Below are 17,010 nucleotides of genomic sequence, written 5' to 3'. Positions count from 1 at the left end.
GATGCGCAATACGATCTTGGGGTGATGTATGCCAATGGACAAGGTGTTAAACAGGATGACTTCAAAGCAGTGGAATGGTACACAAAAGCCGCCAAACAAGGGTATGCCAGTGCGAAATTCAATCTTGGGGTTATGTATGCCGACGGACGAGGTGTTAAACAGGATTACTTCAAAGCGGCGGAGTGGTATAGCAAAGCCGCTAAGCAAGGCCATGCCAGTGCGCAATATAATCTTGGGAATCTTTATCAATTCGGACGAGGAGCTAAGCAGGATTATTTCAAGGCGATCGAGTGGTATAGCAGAGCCGCCGAGCAAGGAGTTGTCCGTGCGCAACACAAGCTTGGGCAGATGTATGAAAGTGGGGAAGGCGTTAAACAGGATTACTTCAAAGCAGTGGAGTGGTACACAAAAGCCGCCGAGCAAGGGTATGCCATGGCGCAAAACAATCTTGGGGTTATGTATGTCAAAGGACAAGGTATAAGTCAAAATGACCGCAGGGCAAAAGAATGGTTTGGAAAGGCGTGTGACAATGGAGAAGCTACTGGATGTGAGAATTACGCCATTCTGAATAAGAGATAGTCATTTAGCTGTAGTAGTTCAGACTTGATCTGACAGTCACTGACTCAAAACGGGCAACTGTCAGATCAAGTCTGAACTACTACACATAAGATTCAGTCTGAGTTATTAGATTAAAAGTCACTAAATTCATTAAGCTCTTTTTCTTCCAGTTTTTTACTGGTTATGTCTTCTGTCAATTGTTTGTTAACGCCTTGTAATTGCTTTTTTTGATTTCTTAAGGACTTGATATGGCTATGAAGAATTTCTCTTTCGTTTCTATTAGTTTCAAGCTTTTGTTCGTAGTCCATGAAAACCATGTCGTATATCAAAATTTGCTCTTTTAATGTCATAAGTTGTCTTATTTTTAAGGCAACTGAGGGTAGCCATGTGTAAGCGATTAAGGCAATACTAAAGATTGCAATTATTATGAAAGCGACTCGTATAGAAAAATTAATCCATAAGTTTAAAAGTCGATTAGGTATCGGCGCAAAGTGACTTTTAGCAATTTCTCGGCCTTGCTGGACTCTCGATTTATTGCAAAGAGTGATCCATTGGCCTAGCCAATTAACCTTGTCACAGTAAAGAAATTCTGCTAAGAGTCTATCATTATATTCTCCATTTTTTTCAAATACAGTTATTCGGTTCTTAAGGCTTTTTATGTATTGCTCGTTCAGTTCGAGTTGATTATTTTGCTTTATCTGATGTGCATCGAGAGCTTTTTGGGTTTTTAATTGACACTCGGTTTTTCTGATACCTTCATCATCCTCACTTAAAGAACAGCCCGATAAAAGAAATAAAATAGACAGGATTAATATCAAATTTTTCATGGTTTACCTCCACATTTGTTTAAGAAAGTCTGGTACTTGGGTTTGAACTTGATGCTGCAATCCTGACTTGTTTATTTGTTTTTGTACTGATTTTTGTATACCGTTAGTTGCGCAAAAATAAATCACTTGTTGAACGATTTGTTTATCTAAAGCATTCTCGATTTTTCCAAAAGCATCCTGCAACCTGCTCAATGGCTTGGGGGTAATCTCGACTTCAAACCCGAAACGTTTGCCGAGCTCGTTTTCGATAATTAAGTCAAAAATCTTGCCGCTTTTTCCGTTTCTCAATTCCCACTCAGAAGCATAATTGAGACGTTTACCTTTGTGGAATTGGCTGACTAATGCCTTTTGAGAGCAAAGGTCGTGGACGATATTTGAGCTTGTAGTCAGCTTTGATGTGTCTGTAAATGCTTTAGAAAATTCAGTGTTAGGCATTGCTAAAGAAAGCATAAAAATGCCGTCTTTACGTAACACGAAACCTTTTTTTGAGATGGGAGTTAGTAGCGCAAAAGATCTTATTAATCCTCGTTTTTCCCATCGGTTTAAGGCATCTCTAGCGGTTCTTTCTCTTGATTTTTCACCGTTTGTTAATAGTGAAATCAAGACTTCTTGTGAAGAAAAGCGCCATCTGTAGAGCCAGTCTGCTACTACAATCGCCCTCAACTCTCCTAGTTTAGAGTTGAGTTTCGGGTTTTTCATTTCTGCTACTTCGTATGATAAAAACAGATGTTTTGGTGGGTTTAGTTGCATGTATTTCCCCTTTAAGGATTTTCATCGTCGCACTTATATAAGTGTCGATGTTTCATTAAGGAAGAAAAAAGTTCCGTATCAGAGGTAACCAATGCATTCTGCGAGTGATGGTTAGGTCAGGAGAGGAACCATAGTGCTGAATTGAATTAAGAATTCCACTCCCTCTACGCCGTAAAGACTTGCGTCTTTAGGCTCCGCGCAAATAGGCTGGACGCCTTTTGCTTGAAGCTTCACCTCTTTCGAGGTTGCGCGGTTTTGCTGAACGCAAAAGCCTTGCCTTTGGTCATGCTGTCGCACTCCCTGCGCGATAAATCGGCTGGACGCCGCTGTATCTTGCCTGCCGTCGGGGCTGTCGCCGCCGACCACCCTCTTCGACGGGTTCGAGTTCTTATGTCCTCTCCCTGAAGAGCGTGGTCGGCGGCTCCATAGGGAGCACGCCCGACGGCAGCCACATCGAAACTCTGGGGAGTTTCTTGTTCTCGAACCCTGTCGAACCGCGTAGGCGCGGTTCTCCATTTCGTGCGCGTGGGCGCACTCCGTTCTCACCTCCGACCGCTAGGGCGGTCTGCGAGTCTTGGGACTTTGCCAAGCTCGCTTGGGCTCACTTTCTCTGGTGCTGAACGCACCGCCGCGCCTACGGCTTGGCCTCCAAAATCGCAATGCGATTTTTCCGCGCTTCGCTTGGCATCTGATACCATAAATTATGATGAATCTTGTATAGTAGTTATTTGGTTTAATTAAAAGAGTTAACTATAAATGAAGTCAAAACTTATCCTTCTATCATTACTGTGCATTGCCAAAAACTAAGATGCTTTCCTCGCATGAACTGCCAAGCGAAGTCCTGAACTACTCATTTCCAAGGCATTCGCCTTTCCATTCGACCAAGAAACACTTGCTTACGAGTCTAATGCTTCTTTTGCGTGAATTCGCTGTCTGAAAAGCTGAGTTGAGTCATGAAACCTATTCCAAAATAGTCAAAAGGGCGAATTATCTTACAGAGATAAAAATGAGGGACTTGTTAGGCGTTTCTTTAGATTTCTTTAATTTTCTAATGGAGGGGGGTATTTTTATAATTTATTACCATTTTTATTACCCTATAGGAATTTGTTTTTTTTATATTATTGATTTTTTTGTAATTTTATTGATTAATTTGGATTCCTCCGTCTCCGCCATTACACCTGAAACCCGCAACCGCAAGGAAGCGGGTTTTTTTATTTCTAATCAACCGGTTAGCGTTATTTCAGCAACTCCCGTCTTATTTTTTTATCCTACTATTTTTTGTTTGTGTGACGATGATGCATATCGTGTAAAAAAAATTGACTATGCGTAAAATTACTGAATAATAAGGTGTTAGGTAGGTTTTTTTACTTACTATTCAGTGGCGAGGTATTATTCAATTCACTTAATAAACCCGAGTGTTATTGGATTTGCATTGTTATTCAGCCAAACTTGTTGTGAAGCAGGGACGGAAAGCCATGGGTCTCGATTAGTCGAGATTGCCAGGTTGCAATTTCGGTTCTGACTTTATTACATGTTTCCATTGGTATAGCCAGAGGTAAATGTGATGAACGTCAATAATAATTTAACCATCCAACGTGTATTGTTTTCGTTAACGTCTTCTTTACTCATTGCAGGATTTTTTTCTGTCTCTGAGGTACACGCAAATGAAACTAATAAGTTTTTCAATAGCTCGTTTTGTAGCAATGAAACTTGTAAAAAACTTATTCAAACGGTCAACAGCATTGAAGTCAAATCAGGAGTTATCGAACTGGTTCGCTTTGATAAAGGAATTAAAAAAGACGGTTGGCATTTAGGACTAGACTTTAAACAAGCACTAAACCTATCTGATGACAGTCACCATATTTCTGGGCCTGTTAAGTTTAAAATGTTCTACAAAATTGATTATTAATGAATTACTTTCAATTAGTTAATCATCCTCCTGATTTCTCTTGGGGAGTCAGGAGTTTATATTATTTCCTGTTTTTGATTAGCTCTAATACTCGCTAATGAGCTCAGAAATTAGCGTTACTTATCACCTGTATTTCCTCAACTTTATTACTTGTATGAAAACTAACGTATATGCGGTAGGAGCCTTTTTTATGGGGTATTGGCCGTTTTTTCTATATCTAGATATGACCGAAAAAGGCCAGCTTGCTTAGCCTAAATTTTACTATGCTGGAGGTCATTTGGACTTGTTCTGCGTTTCCCCAAGTTAAAGACAAGCAAGCTAAAAGCAGAATCACGGCACTGATAAGCTAGTTTGGCGATGGGTAACGCGAAAGGGGTGCCTATCCCCTGAGTAAGAATTTGATGCATACCTTCAAACAAAGGGGGATACAGAATAGTTGATTGTCTATTTTAACGTTTAGGCTATGAGGATGTTTATTTAATGTCTGCCAGTGCTGTTTTACAAAGTTTGGTGATGTGAGCAAAATCGCCACTAGAAACGCTCGCTTTTGGAACGATCCAGCTTCCGCCAACACAAAGCACGTTTGGCAGGGCGAGAAAGTCATTCATATTATTCGGGCTGACACCACCGGTCGGGCAAAATTTCATATCGCCGAATGGTCCGCCAAAACCTTTGAGCAATTCAATACCGCCGACTGCGGTGGCAGGAAATAACTTGCAGCCTTCGACTCCATTCTCAATCGCCAACATGACTTCACTCGCTGAGGCTACGCCGGGAATAAAAGCGATATTTTCTGATTTTGCACATTCGAGTAAGCCGTTACTGATGCCAGGGCTAAAGCTGAATTTACCGCCGACATTTTTCACCGCCAACATCTGTTCGGGGTTGATAACTGTGCCGGCGCCGACATTCATTTCCGGCAGGGCTTTGGCAATCTGTTCAATACTGGATAGCGCGGCATCGCTTCGCAAAGTGATTTCCATTACCGCAATCCCGCCTTCTAGCAAAGCATCGGCGAGTGGCAGAGCATCTTTTGGGTCATCCAAAACGACAACGGGAACAATCGGGGATATTCCTAAAACATCTAAAGCTTTCATGCTTGTTCTTCTCCTGTTGAGTCAAAAATGCTCGCACCCATTTCTGCGCTGCCAACGTAATGGCGCATGGATGAAAATAGTTCACGGCCACTGCCAAAACGGTCATGTGACAAATCTGGTCTAGCTTCTGCACGCGCTGCGAATTCCTCTGCCGGGACTTTGACTTCAAGTGTTTTTGCTTCCACATCCAATACCACCAAGTCTCCGTTTTGAACTTTGGACAAGAGACCGCCATCTAAGGCTTCCGGGGTCATATGGATGGCAGACGGTACTTTGCCGGAGGCTCCAGACATTCGTCCATCTGTAACCACTGCGACTTTAAAACCTTTGTCTTGCAAGGCACCGAGCGGAGCCATCAAGCCGTGCAGTTCCGGCATACCGTTGGCTTTCGGCCCTTGGTAGCGCACGATGGCGATAAAATCTTTGTCGAGTTCATGCGCTTTAAATGCGGCTTGCAGTTCATCTTGAGATTCAAAAACAATGGCAGGTGCTTCAATAAGCAGTTGTTCAGGTTTTAAAGCAGACGTTTTAATAACAGAGCGCCCAAGGTTGCCGTCTAACATAGTTAGACCGCCGTGATGATCAAAAGGCTCGTCGACTGTGGAAAGCACTGTCGGATCTCGTGATTCGATTGGCGCAGGGTTCCAAGTCAGCTTACCGTCTTCAATTGAGGTTTCAGTGGCATAAGCGCGTAAGCCTTTGCCCATAATGGTGTTAACGTCTTCATGCAACAAACCGGCATCAAGCAGTTGGCCGATGACATATCCCATGCCGCCTGCATCATGGAATTGGTTAACGTCGGCACTGCCGTTTGGATAGAGGCGGGCAATCAGCGGAGTAATCGCTGAGATGTCATCAAAATCTTGCCAATTAAGTTGAATGCCGGCAGCCTTGGCCATAGCGATAAGATGCATGGTGTGGTTAGTGGAACCGCCGGTCGCCATTAAGCCGACAATGGCGTTGACGAAACTGCGTTCATCCAGCATGCGACCGACCGGCATATAGTTATCACCGAGTTGCGTGAGTGTGCTGACTTGCTGCGCGGCGCCGATGGTGATAGCTTCACGCAAAGGGGTGTCTGGATTGACAAAAGTACCGCCCGGCAAATGTAGCCCCATGACGTCCATCATCATCTGGTTGGAGTTGGCGGTGCCGTAGAAAGTACAGGTGCCGCTACTGTGGTAACAGGCTGATTCACTTTGCAGTAGCACGTCTTTGCCGATATTGCCGAGTGCGAATTCTTGGCGAACCTTGCCTTTTTGGGCATTGCTGATACCTGAGCGCATTGGCCCGGCAGGAATAAATACCGCTGGTAAATGACCAAAAGTCAACGCGCCGATGACTAAGCCCGGAACAATTTTATCGCATACACCAAGATAGATAGCGCCTTCATAAACGTTGTGCGACAAGCCGACGGCAGTCGCCATAGCAATCACGTCGCGGCTAAATAAACTGAGCTCCATACCGGGTTGAGATTGCGTCACACCATCACACATAGCAGGAACCCCGCCAGCGACTTGGCAAGTTGCTCCGACTTCTCTAAGGGCGGCTTTGATTTTCGGTGGGAAATCTGCAAATGGTTGATGCGCAGAAAGCATGTCGTTATAGGCGGTGATAATACCGATGTTCGGAGCCCGCATTGCCGACATAGTGGCTTTATCTTCGCTGGATTCCGCTGCCATGACGTGCGCTAAGTTGCTGCAACCTAATGAGGCGCGATGAACGCGCGAAGACTTGGCCTCGGCAATGCGTTGCAGGTAAATTTCGCGTGTTTGTTTCGAACGTTCGATAATACGTTCGGTAACTTCTAAGATTCCTTTATTCATCGCGACTCCATTATTTTTTATGGTTGCTTGCCCCAAGTTAGGCTGATAAATAAATCCATAGCAGATAGCAGACCAATAAATATAAGAGCTGTCTTAAGAAGTCTTATTCATTGTTTTATAAGGAAAATTTTTCATTGTTGATGTGTTTTGAAAGGCATTTTAGTTAATTTGGGGGCGGTTTCTTTCTAATTGATAGTGCAATTGCACCAAAAGGTACAGGATTATCTGTGCCAGATGGATAACGGTTAATCGTCATAAATTGAATCACTTAATAATTTGAAAAATGGCGTTTACAGGCGTTATAGGAGTATGAGCAGTCTAAGGATGACAATGGTTTTGCAAGCTCGTACTGAATGAAGACTCTTAAAGCATCTAACACGTTATAATCTCGCCTAATTTCCATTTCTACCTTTTTGGTGAGCAGGCTGACCCGTGACAACTTCTCTTTCTTTTTCTGAATTGGGTTTACGCCCAGAATTATTGACCTCGCTTGCGAGCATAAACTATCAAAGTATGACGCCGATTCAGGCGCAGAGTTTGCCGAGCCTTTTGGCGGGAAAAGATTTGATTGCACAAGGCAAGACCGGCTCGGGCAAAACCGCCGCGTTTGCTTTGGGGATTTTGCAGAATATTGAACCGAGAAGTTTTACGACTCAGGCATTGGTTCTATGCCCGACACGTGAGCTGGCGGAACAGGTCGCGACTGAGATTCGTCGTTTAGCCAGTGCCATCGAAAACGTTAAAGTGCTTTCCTTATGCGGTGGTTCGCCGTTTAAGCCACAGGCAGCATCTTTGGAGTATGGTGCGCATATCGTGGTAGGCACGCCGGGGCGTATCGAAGATCATCTACGCCGCGAAACGCTGTCTTTAGACGATTTGAATGTGCTGGTTCTGGATGAAGCGGACCGAATGTTGGAAATGGGCTTTGAAGCGTCTTTGGATGCCATTATCGAACAGACGCCGGATGACCGTCAAAGCTTGTTGTTCAGTGCCACGTTTCCGGATTCGATTCAGAGTATGGCGCAACATATTCTTCGTGACCCTGAGCATGTCAAAGTTGAATCGGTGCATGACGAGGCCGTGATTCGCCAGCACTTCTATCAAGTTACGGATGAGTTTGAACGCCAGCAAGCAGTGAAACTGTTGTTAATGGCACAACAACCGACCTCGGCAGTGATTTTCTGCAATATGAAAAAAGAGGTGCAGAGCCTTGCGCAAGAGTTGGCGCAGGATGGTTTCAGTGTTATTGCCTTGCATGGCGATTTGGAACAGCGCGAACGTGATGTTGCATTAATTCAATTTGCCAATCAGAGTGCGACGATTTTGGTGGCGACTGATGTCGCGGCGCGTGGTTTGGATATTGATTCGGTTGAGATGGTGGTCAACTATCAGTTAGCGCATGATAGCGAAGTGCATATTCATCGTATCGGCAGAACCGGTCGAGCCGGTAAAAACGGCTTTGCCTGCTCACTGTTTACCGATAAACAGAGCTACAAGATTGCCCAATTGGAAGAGGCTATCGGCCAAGAGATTGTCGCAGAAGCTTTGCCGGGTAAGGAGGTGTTAAACCAAACGCCACGTCGTGCGCCGATGGTGACACTGCAAATTGACGGCGGTAAAAAGCAGAAAATTCGTCCGGGAGATATTTTAGGTGCTTTGACTGGAGAGGGCGGTATTGCCGGCGATGAAGTCGGAAAAATTAAGGTTACCGCGATGCGATCATTTGTTGCCGTGAATAAAAAATCCAGCCAGAAAGCGCTAAATAAATTGAACCACGGCAAAATGAAGGGCAAGAAAATTCGAGCGCGTTTTTTGAGTATTTAAGAAAACGTAAAATAGAGCTTTCTGGCTTATAGAGTGATTTCTGAATAGTCAGTCAATATCAATACAACTTAAGTTTGGGCTTAATACGTTTTTCCATTAGGTTGACAAGCCAAAGCCAAAAGGTTTTCCAAAAGCCGTGAAGCGCATACTGGTGTTGCCGGTAGAGGCTGGCATAGGCCATACGGGCGACCTTGCCTTCCACCATCCAGTTGCGTTTTAGCAATTGGTCGAGAAGGTTGCCCAGTGCTTGGAAATGGCTGAGGGAAATCAAAGCGCCATGGTCGTGGTAAGTAAATGTCTGAAGGGTTTGCTTATTGATTTGTGAACAAATATTACTGGCACAGGTTTTCGCCATTTGATGCGCTGCTTGTGCGGTGGCTGGAACTGGGCGTTGGTTATCTTGTAATAAAAAAGCACAATCGCCGATAGCATAGATATTTTGTTGCCCCTTAACTTGTAAGGTGCTTTGTACTTCGAGTTGGTTAATGCGGTTAGTCGGTAGATTTTGCTGACTCAAAAAAGCTGGTGCCTGTACACCAGCTGCCCAGACAATCAAATCCGCTTCTATACTCTCGTGTTCGGTGAGCAGCAGATTTTCTTGCACACCTTTTACCATTACATTGGTTTTTATCTTAGCCCCTAGGTCAGTTAAGGTCTTTTCCGCTTTGCGGCTAAGGTCTTCCGGTAATATCGGCAAAATTCTATCGGTCGCTTCTATTAAGGTCACATCTAAAGTTTGATGGCGGATTTTATGAACGCCAAACTGCTCTAGGCGGTCGACGGTGTAATAGAGTTCGGCGGCAAGTTCTACGCCGGTCGCGCCGCCGCCGACAATCGCTACTTTGACCTTTTCTTGTTGGGTTGCGGTTTCAGAGAACTGTAAAAACCGATTTAATAAACCGAGATGAAAATCTTCGGCTTGCTCATAACTGTCGAGGGTATAGCAATGCTCACGTACGCCGTTAATGCCAAAGTCATTACCGTGAGCTCCTAAGGCTAAAACTAGATAATCGTAGTCCATACTACGGCTTGGTAATAGCTCTTTACCGTGATGATCCAATAAGGGAGCAAGGGTAATGCTCTGTTGTTAGGCATTTAATGAGGCTAAGGTACCAAGGTGAAAATAGTAATTATGTTCAGTCGAATGAGCGCGATAACTAAGTGCTTCTCGGCCGGTGTCCATTGAGCCGGAAGCGACTTCATGCAGTAGCGGTTTCCAAAGATGGGTGCGTTTAGCGTCAATCAGATTGATTTGTGCTAAGCCTTTTTTTCCCAACAGTTTACCCAGCCGAGTGGCGAGTTCCAGGCCAGCAGCACCACCGCCGACAATGAGTATTTTAGGTTTTTCTGCCATCTTGCCCTCCGTGAAAACGAGTTGCATTGCATTGATTAAAGCAAGCTTGTCGAGGGAAATAAATAGCCGGATAGTTAGAATTAGTAATTGTCATAAAAATGTAACAAATGATTGCTGTGTCGGAAAAGTTGTTTTAAAACATCGTTCTTATCTAAGGAAACGCAGAACAAGTCCAAATGGCTTCAGGCAAAGTAAAATTTAGGCTAAGCAAGGCGTCTGTTTGCCGTCATGTCTAGACCTGACAAAAAGAGATAACACCGCTTAGCCAAATTTTGCAAAGCCCCTACGGGCGAGGTTTGGAAGCGTCACTTCGTTGTTAGGCTTGTTAACCAGAGCGATGGCTATGCTTTGCGAAACCTGCCTAGAATTGACTGCTTCAAACACCTCGCTGAAGTCAATGGGGACTTATTCTGCACTTCCCTAAGCCATATTTGTAATTTGATAACAGCGTTTGTGTTGTTTGTTCCTATTTTTCTATTTGGTCTAGTTCATTTAAAGCTTGGTCGAACTCAAATTTCTCAATAAAATTTGCGACTTTATTGTTGGCTTTTTTGCCGATAACGCGTTCAATAATTGCTTGCTTGGCCTCATAGAAATTGGCGGTGTTGCCATCAAAATTTTCCAGCATGACTTTCAACTCTTGCAGTACTTGTGTTGCTTCTTCTCGCTCTGCTGCGCTAATTTCTTGCTGCGAGCCCGTACGGTTAGCAGCGGGTTCTGAAGAATTTGTGGCAGTTTTGGGTTTGGACTTGTTCGGTAAATTTTCTAGGTAGTGAGTAATATCTTGTATGCTCAGTTGTAGAATCGGATCAAGTTCAATGAGTTGTTGTTGTAATGTGTCTAAGTGCTCTAGCCAGTTTTCTGATTGATCTTTAAGCAGTTGCTCGGTCTTTGAAGCTTGTTTGGATAATACATTGGCTCCGATAGTTGAGCTAACCCCTTTTAATGAGTGAACCAGACGCAGAAGTTCTTCATATTCATTGGCTGTGATTAAGTTTTGGAAGTCACTAACAAAGTTTTCGTAGCGGCTAATGAACTGTTGCAAAACAGAATGGTACAGCTTTTCAATATCGCCGGATAGATGTAAGCCTTGCTCGAAATCAACCGTTTTTTGATTAGCGTCTATCGGGTTACTTTCAAGTTGATCCTGTTTATTATCGCTTCTTTGATGAGATGAAATAGATGAACTATCAAATTCAGTGCCGCGATAATACTTAGCGATTAGTTGATACAAAGTGGCTGGGTCAACCGGTTTACTCAAGTGGTCATTCATGCCACTTTCAATACATTGTTGACGCTCTTCTTGCATGGCATGAGCGGTCATAGCCACAATCGGCAGTTTGCTGAAGCTCTGATTTTTGCGGATAGTTTGCGTTGCCGTATGACCATCCATTTCCGGCATCTGCACATCCATAAACACTAGATCGAAGTAGTCGTTTTGGTGTTTGAAAAGAATATCGACCGCTTCTTGTCCATTATTGGCGATGGTAACTTCTGCTCCTTTCGACTCCATTAATTCCACTGCAATTTGTTGATTCAACAGGTTATCTTCAGCTAACAGTATGCGCATTCCGTCAAATGTCTGCTCGGAACTATCTTGCTGCTCATGCTCCCCATTTTTTTGTGAAAGATGGGTGAAGCGGTTACCAAGTAGGGTATTAATGTGTTTTGGTAGAACGGGCTTACTTAGATAGTCTGTCACGCCGAATTTTTTGGCGGTATCCGCAAGAACTTCAGGGTCGTAAGCCGAGACTAAAACGCTTTTCTCTAAGAGTTCAGGGCGTTGTTCTTGCATATATTGGAGAAGTGCTTCGCCATCTTCGTGTGGCATGACCAGATCAGTGAAGATTAAGTCATATTTATTTTCAGCAAGTAGCTTTTTCGCATCTTCTACATTATTGCAAGTAGTGACTTCAATACCGTGCAAGCACAGTAAGTTATCGAGTGTTTCTAACACAATGTCCAAATCGTCGATGACCAGTGCGGTGATATTTTCTTCAATCGTCTGGTCTGCATTACGTTGAGAGGCGACCGGAAGGGTTAGGTCGAATGAGAAACGTGAACCTTTGTCAACCTGGCTGTGTACGCTGATCTCTCCGCCAAGCAGGTTGACAATTTTTTGAGAAATTGCCAAGCCCAGACCGGTACCGCCATACTTACGAGTTGTTGAACCATCTGCCTGAGTGAATTGTTTAAAGAGGTTATTCATCTGTGCTTCGGTCATGCCGATACCGGTATCCTCGACAGCAATATGCACTTGCATGAATTGGCCGTTATAGTTACCGTCAACTGAAAGACAGACATAACCTTTTTCGGTAAATTTTAGAGCGTTAGATAGCAGTTTGTTGATGACTTGTTCTAGGCGAAGCGGGTCGCATAGTACCCAGCCGGCATCACCAATAATATCTTTAGAATGGAAGTCAACCAATAACTCGATAGGGCGCTCATGAACCGTTTCCGATAAGAGGCTCGCAGAGTGCGTTAGTACATCTTCGAGCTTCATAGGAATGAACTCTATGTCCATTTTGCCGGCCTCAACTTTAGAGAAGTCGAGAATGTCATTAATGATTTTCAGTAGTGATTCGCCGGCATGGTGAATTTTTTCGACATAATATTTTTGGCGCGGGTTAAGTTCAGTTCGTAAAGCTAAATAGGCCATGCCAATGATTGCGTTCATTGGGGTACGTATTTCATGCGACATATTGGCAAGAAACATGCCTTTAGCTTGGGTGGCTTGTTCGGCTTGCTCTTTCGCTTTTAATGCTTCTTGGGTTGCATCGTGCAGTTCTTCCATTAGCTGTTCACGTAGAATTGCTTCGTTCATACTGGCGAACATGACGATACAGGTACTATGGAACGGTTCCAGTAATTCCAGAATGGATTCGTCATATGGAATTTCCGAATTTGCTAATCCATAAACACCAATTAATTTGTTACCTTGCATAATTGGAATACCGATATAGCGTTTTAGTTCTGGATGACCTTTTGGAGCATTTCCACCGCGAGGATCATTGACTACATCATTACTGATAACGGTTTTCTCTTTGTAAAGTACTTCGCCAATTAAGGTGTCCGGCGAACAGAAAGAGTCATTTGAACCTCGAATTGTTTCATAAAGTTTTTGTGAGTTCTTATCCCAAGAAATATTGCTTAAAGCATGTAGTTTCAGACAGCGTTTGTTGCTATCGGGTTTATAAATGACCTCGCCGAGGAAACCGAATTCGCTATTCGTGATATCAAGTATTACCTGAAGTAATCTATCCCAAGATTGGTTTTCAATATCTTGATTGACCACGGAAGATTCCGTGGCGGTTTTTAAGGCATCCAATAATTTATTGCGCAGTTGTGTCGCATTACGTGCTTCGTTACGTTCGGTTAGATTAGTCAAAATACCAATAAACTCGCGCTCGCCACGCATTTTAATTTCTGAGATAGCCAGAGCTAATGGAAAGGTCGTGCTGTCTTTGCGTAACCCCTCAACCTCACGATCATCTTGACCAATAATTTTGGCTTGCCCCGTCGTGAGGTAGTTCATTATGTAGCCTTGATGGTGATTTGCGTAGCTTAAAGGCATGAGCATTTCGATATTTTGGCCAATCATTTCGCTAGCTTGATAGCCAAACATATTTTCCGCAGCGTGATTAACACGAGTGATGATGCCATGTGCGTTGATTTGCACAATGCCGGCTGCAGCGCCTTGCAAAATGGCCTCATTTTGGGCAAGAGGTTCCAAGGCGCTGTGTTTGACCAAACGAATCAAAATCGTTAGCGCAATCATGCCGAATAGCATTAAGAAAGTTTTGAATAAAAAATTGTTGAAGCGTGATTGATAGCTGTCATTCACTTCTTTCATAATGGTGTCGAAAACCATTAATTGCAGTTCAAAGCCGTGATTGGTTAGAGTGGTTTGAAATTCTGTTGGAAAACTTTGCGAAAATTGGTAGTTGTTTCCATTGCTTTCTAACGGACGAAGATAATCAATGCTGATGAGTTGGTAATCTTTAGCAATGGTCCCAAGTTTTTCGAACATTTTTGGATAGCGTTTAAAAAACTCTTGGTCGGCATCCAGCAACAGCCCGGTTTTTTCCATCATTAAACTTAAGTTGAGAATATTGATACGAATTTCACTGGTTGGTGTTTTGCTATAAAGCTCCAATAATGCTAGTAGCCGGTGAAAACGAATATTCCATGTTTTGAACTGCCATGAAAAATCGCTTAATGCAGAAATGTTGTTGTTAAAGTAGTGGCTATTAAAAACTTTCTTTTTGGCATTGACTAAAATACTTTGTAGTTCAATCGGTGGAATGTCTTCGCCATCATATGGTGAGTAATAACAGCGTTTTCCAGAGGCGCAGTCTTCAATTACGCTACGTTTGTCTAAGTAATTATTCCATGCGATTTCCAGACCGGGGATACGAAACTCTTCTTCTCTGTTAAGAAAGGCTGCCATTAGTTGATCGGTACGCTTTTGCTCCGTTTTCCACTGCTCTAGATATTGTTTTTCGCCATGGTTAAGCTTGAAACCAAGATTGTCTTCGATAGAAATTTGGTTGGTTGTATCGATAATGGTGCCGGCATTTTTAGACTGTTCAATCCATTCGATTTCTTCAAAAAGCATGACCAGATTTTCTGCCAGCACCCAGATGAATAACGCGAAGATGAGTACCGAGACAGCTTGTAAGCTAAGAGCGGCTGTATGTATTTTATGCGCTTTCATTCTCAGCGTCCTTCAGATTAAAAACCGAATTGATAGTTAAGTTGTAGTAAAAGAGTTGACCAGTATTTGTTTCGGTCATTTCGATCATAGCCTTCGTGGATAGGAACGAGACCGTCTCCTTCGCGGAGGTCATATTGCGTGGTTAGGTTTAAGCTTGGTGAATAATGCCAGCGCACAGCCGCAGTGCTAATTTTACTGTAGTTACGAGTATTGGACTCATCGCCATCTTTATCGCCAAGGTAATAAGAATATCTTAGCCATGTTTCTAAATTATATAGAGGAGTCCAATGCCACTGTGCATAATAGCCCTCGCCTGAAGTACTAAATTTAGTTGGGCTGTTGTCGACAACGAATTCTCCTTGATTACTGATGTCGCTGTATTCCATCGAAAATGCATGCTTCGGTAATGCATAAAGAAGCGATAGAAGATGTATTCTGCTATCGAATTCAATATCTGTCAGTGTACTCGTTGTCCCTTGTTGGTTTGGAATTTCTATAGGCGTAGGTAAAACAAAATCCGGCTCTAAATGCAGATAGCTATAGTTAAATTGGAAATTTGAATTGCTTGGTTCAAAGTTGATGTTTATTCCAGACTTTTTGAAATAATCCACATCGAATTGATCGGAAGTGTAGCCTAGATAAAAGCGTTCGCTAGACTCATTCTCGGTATTACGTTTTCCAATGTATGCATCTAAAGATAAGCTACCTTGTGATAATTCATGGTTTGAATATAAATTCAGGCCATCTGTTGAAACCATAAAGTCTCGTAAACCTTCATAGTAAATTGCTTCAGGCATTATTATTCCCGGTCTAGCCGAGGGTAGGTCACGAGAGTCATTATAAAATCCATAAGGGGTTTTCACTCTGCCGGCGCGAATGCCAGCACGATTTAAACCGGTATTGTAAAAGCCATAATCGACTAGTAAGTAGTCGAGTTTAGGCTTGCCGGAAACCACATCCCCAACTTTTTGCGAAAGAAATTGTCCGCTGAATCTCAGCTTAGGTGATGCAATGTAATTTAAGTTTAGACCCAGCTCATGAAACTCAAGAGAACCATTCTCGGAGTTTTCGGTCAAAAAAGTATTGTCTTGAGAGAAGATTAGCCCTTGTGATACAAAACCATTTACATAGGTTTTTGCTGTAGCCGGCATGCCGTATCCGAGAGTCGCTAGAAATAAATAGATGCTAGTTCGCTGAGCAAGTGTGAGATTAATGAATTGAGTCGGTAGAAGTTTTATAGAATTTGGTTTCATAACGCATCACTCTTCCTGAATTTGCGCAAATTTATGCTTTGAAATATAACCAATAGAGCCGGCTGTGGTTTGTATTGTTTCCAACATTTCTTGTTCGTTTTTAAGCTCCAAAGGAGCAATACCACGACCACTGAAAATTAGACGACTCAATATGCGTTGCATTTCAAAAATATTAGAATGAAGGGTTTCTTCTACAAAATTACGATGCACCTTGCTGTTAGTCGGTAGGATGAAGACTTTTATTGGTAAACCGTCAGGCCAAGATTTTATTTTTGCAGTGAAAATTTTATCCAGCAAATCTTGCGGGTAAGCTTTTTGGTCTTTGAACTCAACAATTTTGCCATCTGGATAATGCACAAGAACAACCGACTCAGAGTTTTGTTGCGCGAAAGCATGTGATGGAGACAAAAAACAACTTATTTGTATAAGCACAAGCCACTTACTGATATTTAGTGAATTCTGTCTATTAGTGAAGTTCATTGAATCGAATACTCTCTGTTCTAAGCAAAATTTGCCAGGTAAAAACTACTTACTATCTATTGTGCTTAATAAAATCAAACCTGTCAATTTTACGTATCAATAATTTAATTCATTAAATAGGGGTTTACAATTAATTTTTGTTGTAAGCAAATTAACTTCTTTGTAAACGCATAGCGTTCTTGCCTAAAGTTGGTCTCAGATGCAGATAAAAATCATGCAAAATAGGTGCTCTAAGCCGTGTTAGAAAAAGTTTGAAAATATTGATGAAAAGAGTTGACTATCCTCGCTAACCACCTATAATACGCGCCATTGAAATGCAGTGCGTTTCAATGAATAGGCGCCCGTAGCTCAATTGGATAGAGTACTCGGCTACGAACCGAGCGGTTAGGGGTTCGACTCCCTTCGGGCGCGCCAT

Annotated in this window: 11 protein-coding genes, 1 tRNA gene, 1 pseudogene and 1 riboswitch; of the genes and pseudogenes, 5 read left to right on the top strand and 8 right to left on the bottom strand. The window is 42.8% G+C overall.

The window, feature by feature from the left end; genetic code table 11:
* On the top strand, nucleotides 1-579 hold a 579-nt coding region (locus J3998_RS12380), incomplete at its 5' end, for a tetratricopeptide repeat protein (RefSeq protein ID WP_208150986.1).
* 110 nt (nucleotides 580-689) lie between these two features.
* On the opposite strand, the gene J3998_RS12375 is transcribed toward J3998_RS12380, so the two are convergent.
* A complete protein-coding gene (locus J3998_RS12375) occupies nucleotides 690-1,385 on the bottom strand; it encodes a hypothetical protein (protein WP_208150985.1) in 696 nt (231 codons plus the stop codon).
* 3 nt (nucleotides 1,386-1,388) lie between these two features.
* Entirely contained in the window at nucleotides 1,389-2,135 is a 747-nt protein-coding gene (locus J3998_RS12370) for a hypothetical protein (protein ID WP_208150984.1), read from the bottom strand.
* 1,006 nt (nucleotides 2,136-3,141) lie between these two features.
* Between J3998_RS12370 and J3998_RS12365 the strand changes: the two genes are divergently transcribed.
* Both J3998_RS12365 and J3998_RS12360 read left to right on the top strand, forming a co-directional pair.
* Entirely contained in the window at nucleotides 3,142-3,465 is a 324-nt protein-coding gene (locus J3998_RS12365; protein ID WP_208150983.1) for a hypothetical protein, read from the top strand.
* A gap of 102 nt (nucleotides 3,466-3,567) precedes the next feature.
* Nucleotides 3,568-3,647: riboswitch (cyclic di-GMP riboswitch) on the top strand.
* A gap of 52 nt (nucleotides 3,648-3,699) precedes the next feature.
* On the top strand, nucleotides 3,700-4,044 hold the full coding sequence (locus tag J3998_RS12360; protein ID WP_208150982.1) for a hypothetical protein: 345 nt from the start codon (nucleotides 3,700-3,702) through the stop codon (nucleotides 4,042-4,044).
* A 473-nt stretch (nucleotides 4,045-4,517) separates the two neighbouring features.
* Here the strand turns inward: J3998_RS12360 and eda are convergent, their stop codons facing one another.
* Complete coding sequence (gene eda, locus J3998_RS12355; RefSeq protein ID WP_208150981.1) at nucleotides 4,518-5,141, bottom strand: bifunctional 4-hydroxy-2-oxoglutarate aldolase/2-dehydro-3-deoxy-phosphogluconate aldolase; 624 nt, start codon at nucleotides 5,139-5,141, stop codon at nucleotides 4,518-4,520.
* A complete protein-coding gene (gene edd, locus J3998_RS12350) occupies nucleotides 5,138-6,967 on the bottom strand; it encodes a phosphogluconate dehydratase (protein ID WP_208150980.1) in 1,830 nt (609 codons plus the stop codon). Before edd ends, eda begins: the two co-directional genes overlap by 4 nt.
* 432 nt (nucleotides 6,968-7,399) lie before the next feature.
* On the opposite strand from edd, the gene dbpA reads away from it, so the two are divergent.
* Nucleotides 7,400-8,791 (top strand): ATP-dependent RNA helicase DbpA, encoded by a 1,392-nt coding sequence (gene dbpA / locus J3998_RS12345; protein ID WP_208150979.1) that lies wholly within the window; start codon nucleotides 7,400-7,402, stop codon nucleotides 8,789-8,791.
* A 58-nt stretch (nucleotides 8,792-8,849) separates the two neighbouring features.
* Here the strand turns inward: dbpA and J3998_RS12340 are convergent.
* The 4 genes and pseudogenes from J3998_RS12340 to J3998_RS12325 all read right to left on the bottom strand — a co-directional run bounded on the left by J3998_RS12340 (nucleotide 8,850) and on the right by J3998_RS12325 (nucleotide 16,595).
* Nucleotides 8,850-10,145, bottom strand: a pseudogene (locus J3998_RS12340) (NAD(P)/FAD-dependent oxidoreductase).
* A 466-nt stretch (nucleotides 10,146-10,611) separates the two neighbouring features.
* On the bottom strand, nucleotides 10,612-14,862 hold the full coding sequence (locus J3998_RS12335; RefSeq protein ID WP_208150978.1) for a response regulator: 4,251 nt from the start codon (nucleotides 14,860-14,862) through the stop codon (nucleotides 10,612-10,614).
* A gap of 17 nt (nucleotides 14,863-14,879) precedes the next feature.
* Nucleotides 14,880-16,013 (bottom strand): hypothetical protein, encoded by a 1,134-nt coding sequence (locus J3998_RS12330; RefSeq protein ID WP_208150977.1) that lies wholly within the window; start codon nucleotides 16,011-16,013, stop codon nucleotides 14,880-14,882.
* Between the two features lie 108 nt (nucleotides 16,014-16,121).
* Nucleotides 16,122-16,595, bottom strand: a complete 474-nt coding sequence (locus J3998_RS12325) for a hypothetical protein (RefSeq protein ID WP_208150976.1) — start codon at nucleotides 16,593-16,595, stop codon at nucleotides 16,122-16,124.
* 337 nt (nucleotides 16,596-16,932) lie between these two features.
* Between J3998_RS12325 and J3998_RS12320 the strand changes: the two genes are divergently transcribed.
* Nucleotides 16,933-17,009: transfer RNA gene (locus J3998_RS12320), tRNA-Arg, on the top strand.
* Nucleotide 17,010 lies beyond the last annotated feature (1 nt).

Origin of the sequence: Thiomicrorhabdus marina (assembly GCF_017571465.1) — a bacterium.
Taxonomy (GTDB): Bacteria; Pseudomonadota; Gammaproteobacteria; order Thiomicrospirales; family Thiomicrospiraceae; genus Thiomicrorhabdus; species Thiomicrorhabdus marina.
This window is presented reverse-complemented; position numbering and strand designations above follow the sequence as displayed.

Excerpts from the sequence above, each read along its gene's own strand:
- J3998_RS12375 (WP_208150985.1), bottom strand. The coding sequence starts at position 1,385 with ATGAAAAATTTGATATTAATCCTGTCTATTTTATTTCTTTTATCGGGC.
- J3998_RS12370 (WP_208150984.1), bottom strand. The coding sequence starts at position 2,135 with ATGCAACTAAACCCACCAAAACATCTGTTTTTATCATACGAAGTAGCA.
- J3998_RS12365 (WP_208150983.1), top strand. The coding sequence starts at position 3,142 with ATGAGGGACTTGTTAGGCGTTTCTTTAGATTTCTTTAATTTTCTAATG.
- J3998_RS12360 (WP_208150982.1), top strand. The coding sequence starts at position 3,700 with ATGAACGTCAATAATAATTTAACCATCCAACGTGTATTGTTTTCGTTA.
- eda (WP_208150981.1), bottom strand. The coding sequence starts at position 5,141 with ATGAAAGCTTTAGATGTTTTAGGAATATCCCCGATTGTTCCCGTTGTC.
- edd (WP_208150980.1), bottom strand. The coding sequence starts at position 6,967 with ATGAATAAAGGAATCTTAGAAGTTACCGAACGTATTATCGAACGTTCG.
- J3998_RS12335 (WP_208150978.1), bottom strand. The coding sequence starts at position 14,862 with ATGAAAGCGCATAAAATACATACAGCCGCTCTTAGCTTACAAGCTGTC.
- J3998_RS12330 (WP_208150977.1), bottom strand. The coding sequence starts at position 16,013 with ATGCCGGCTACAGCAAAAACCTATGTAAATGGTTTTGTATCACAAGGG.
- J3998_RS12325 (WP_208150976.1), bottom strand. The coding sequence starts at position 16,595 with ATGAACTTCACTAATAGACAGAATTCACTAAATATCAGTAAGTGGCTT.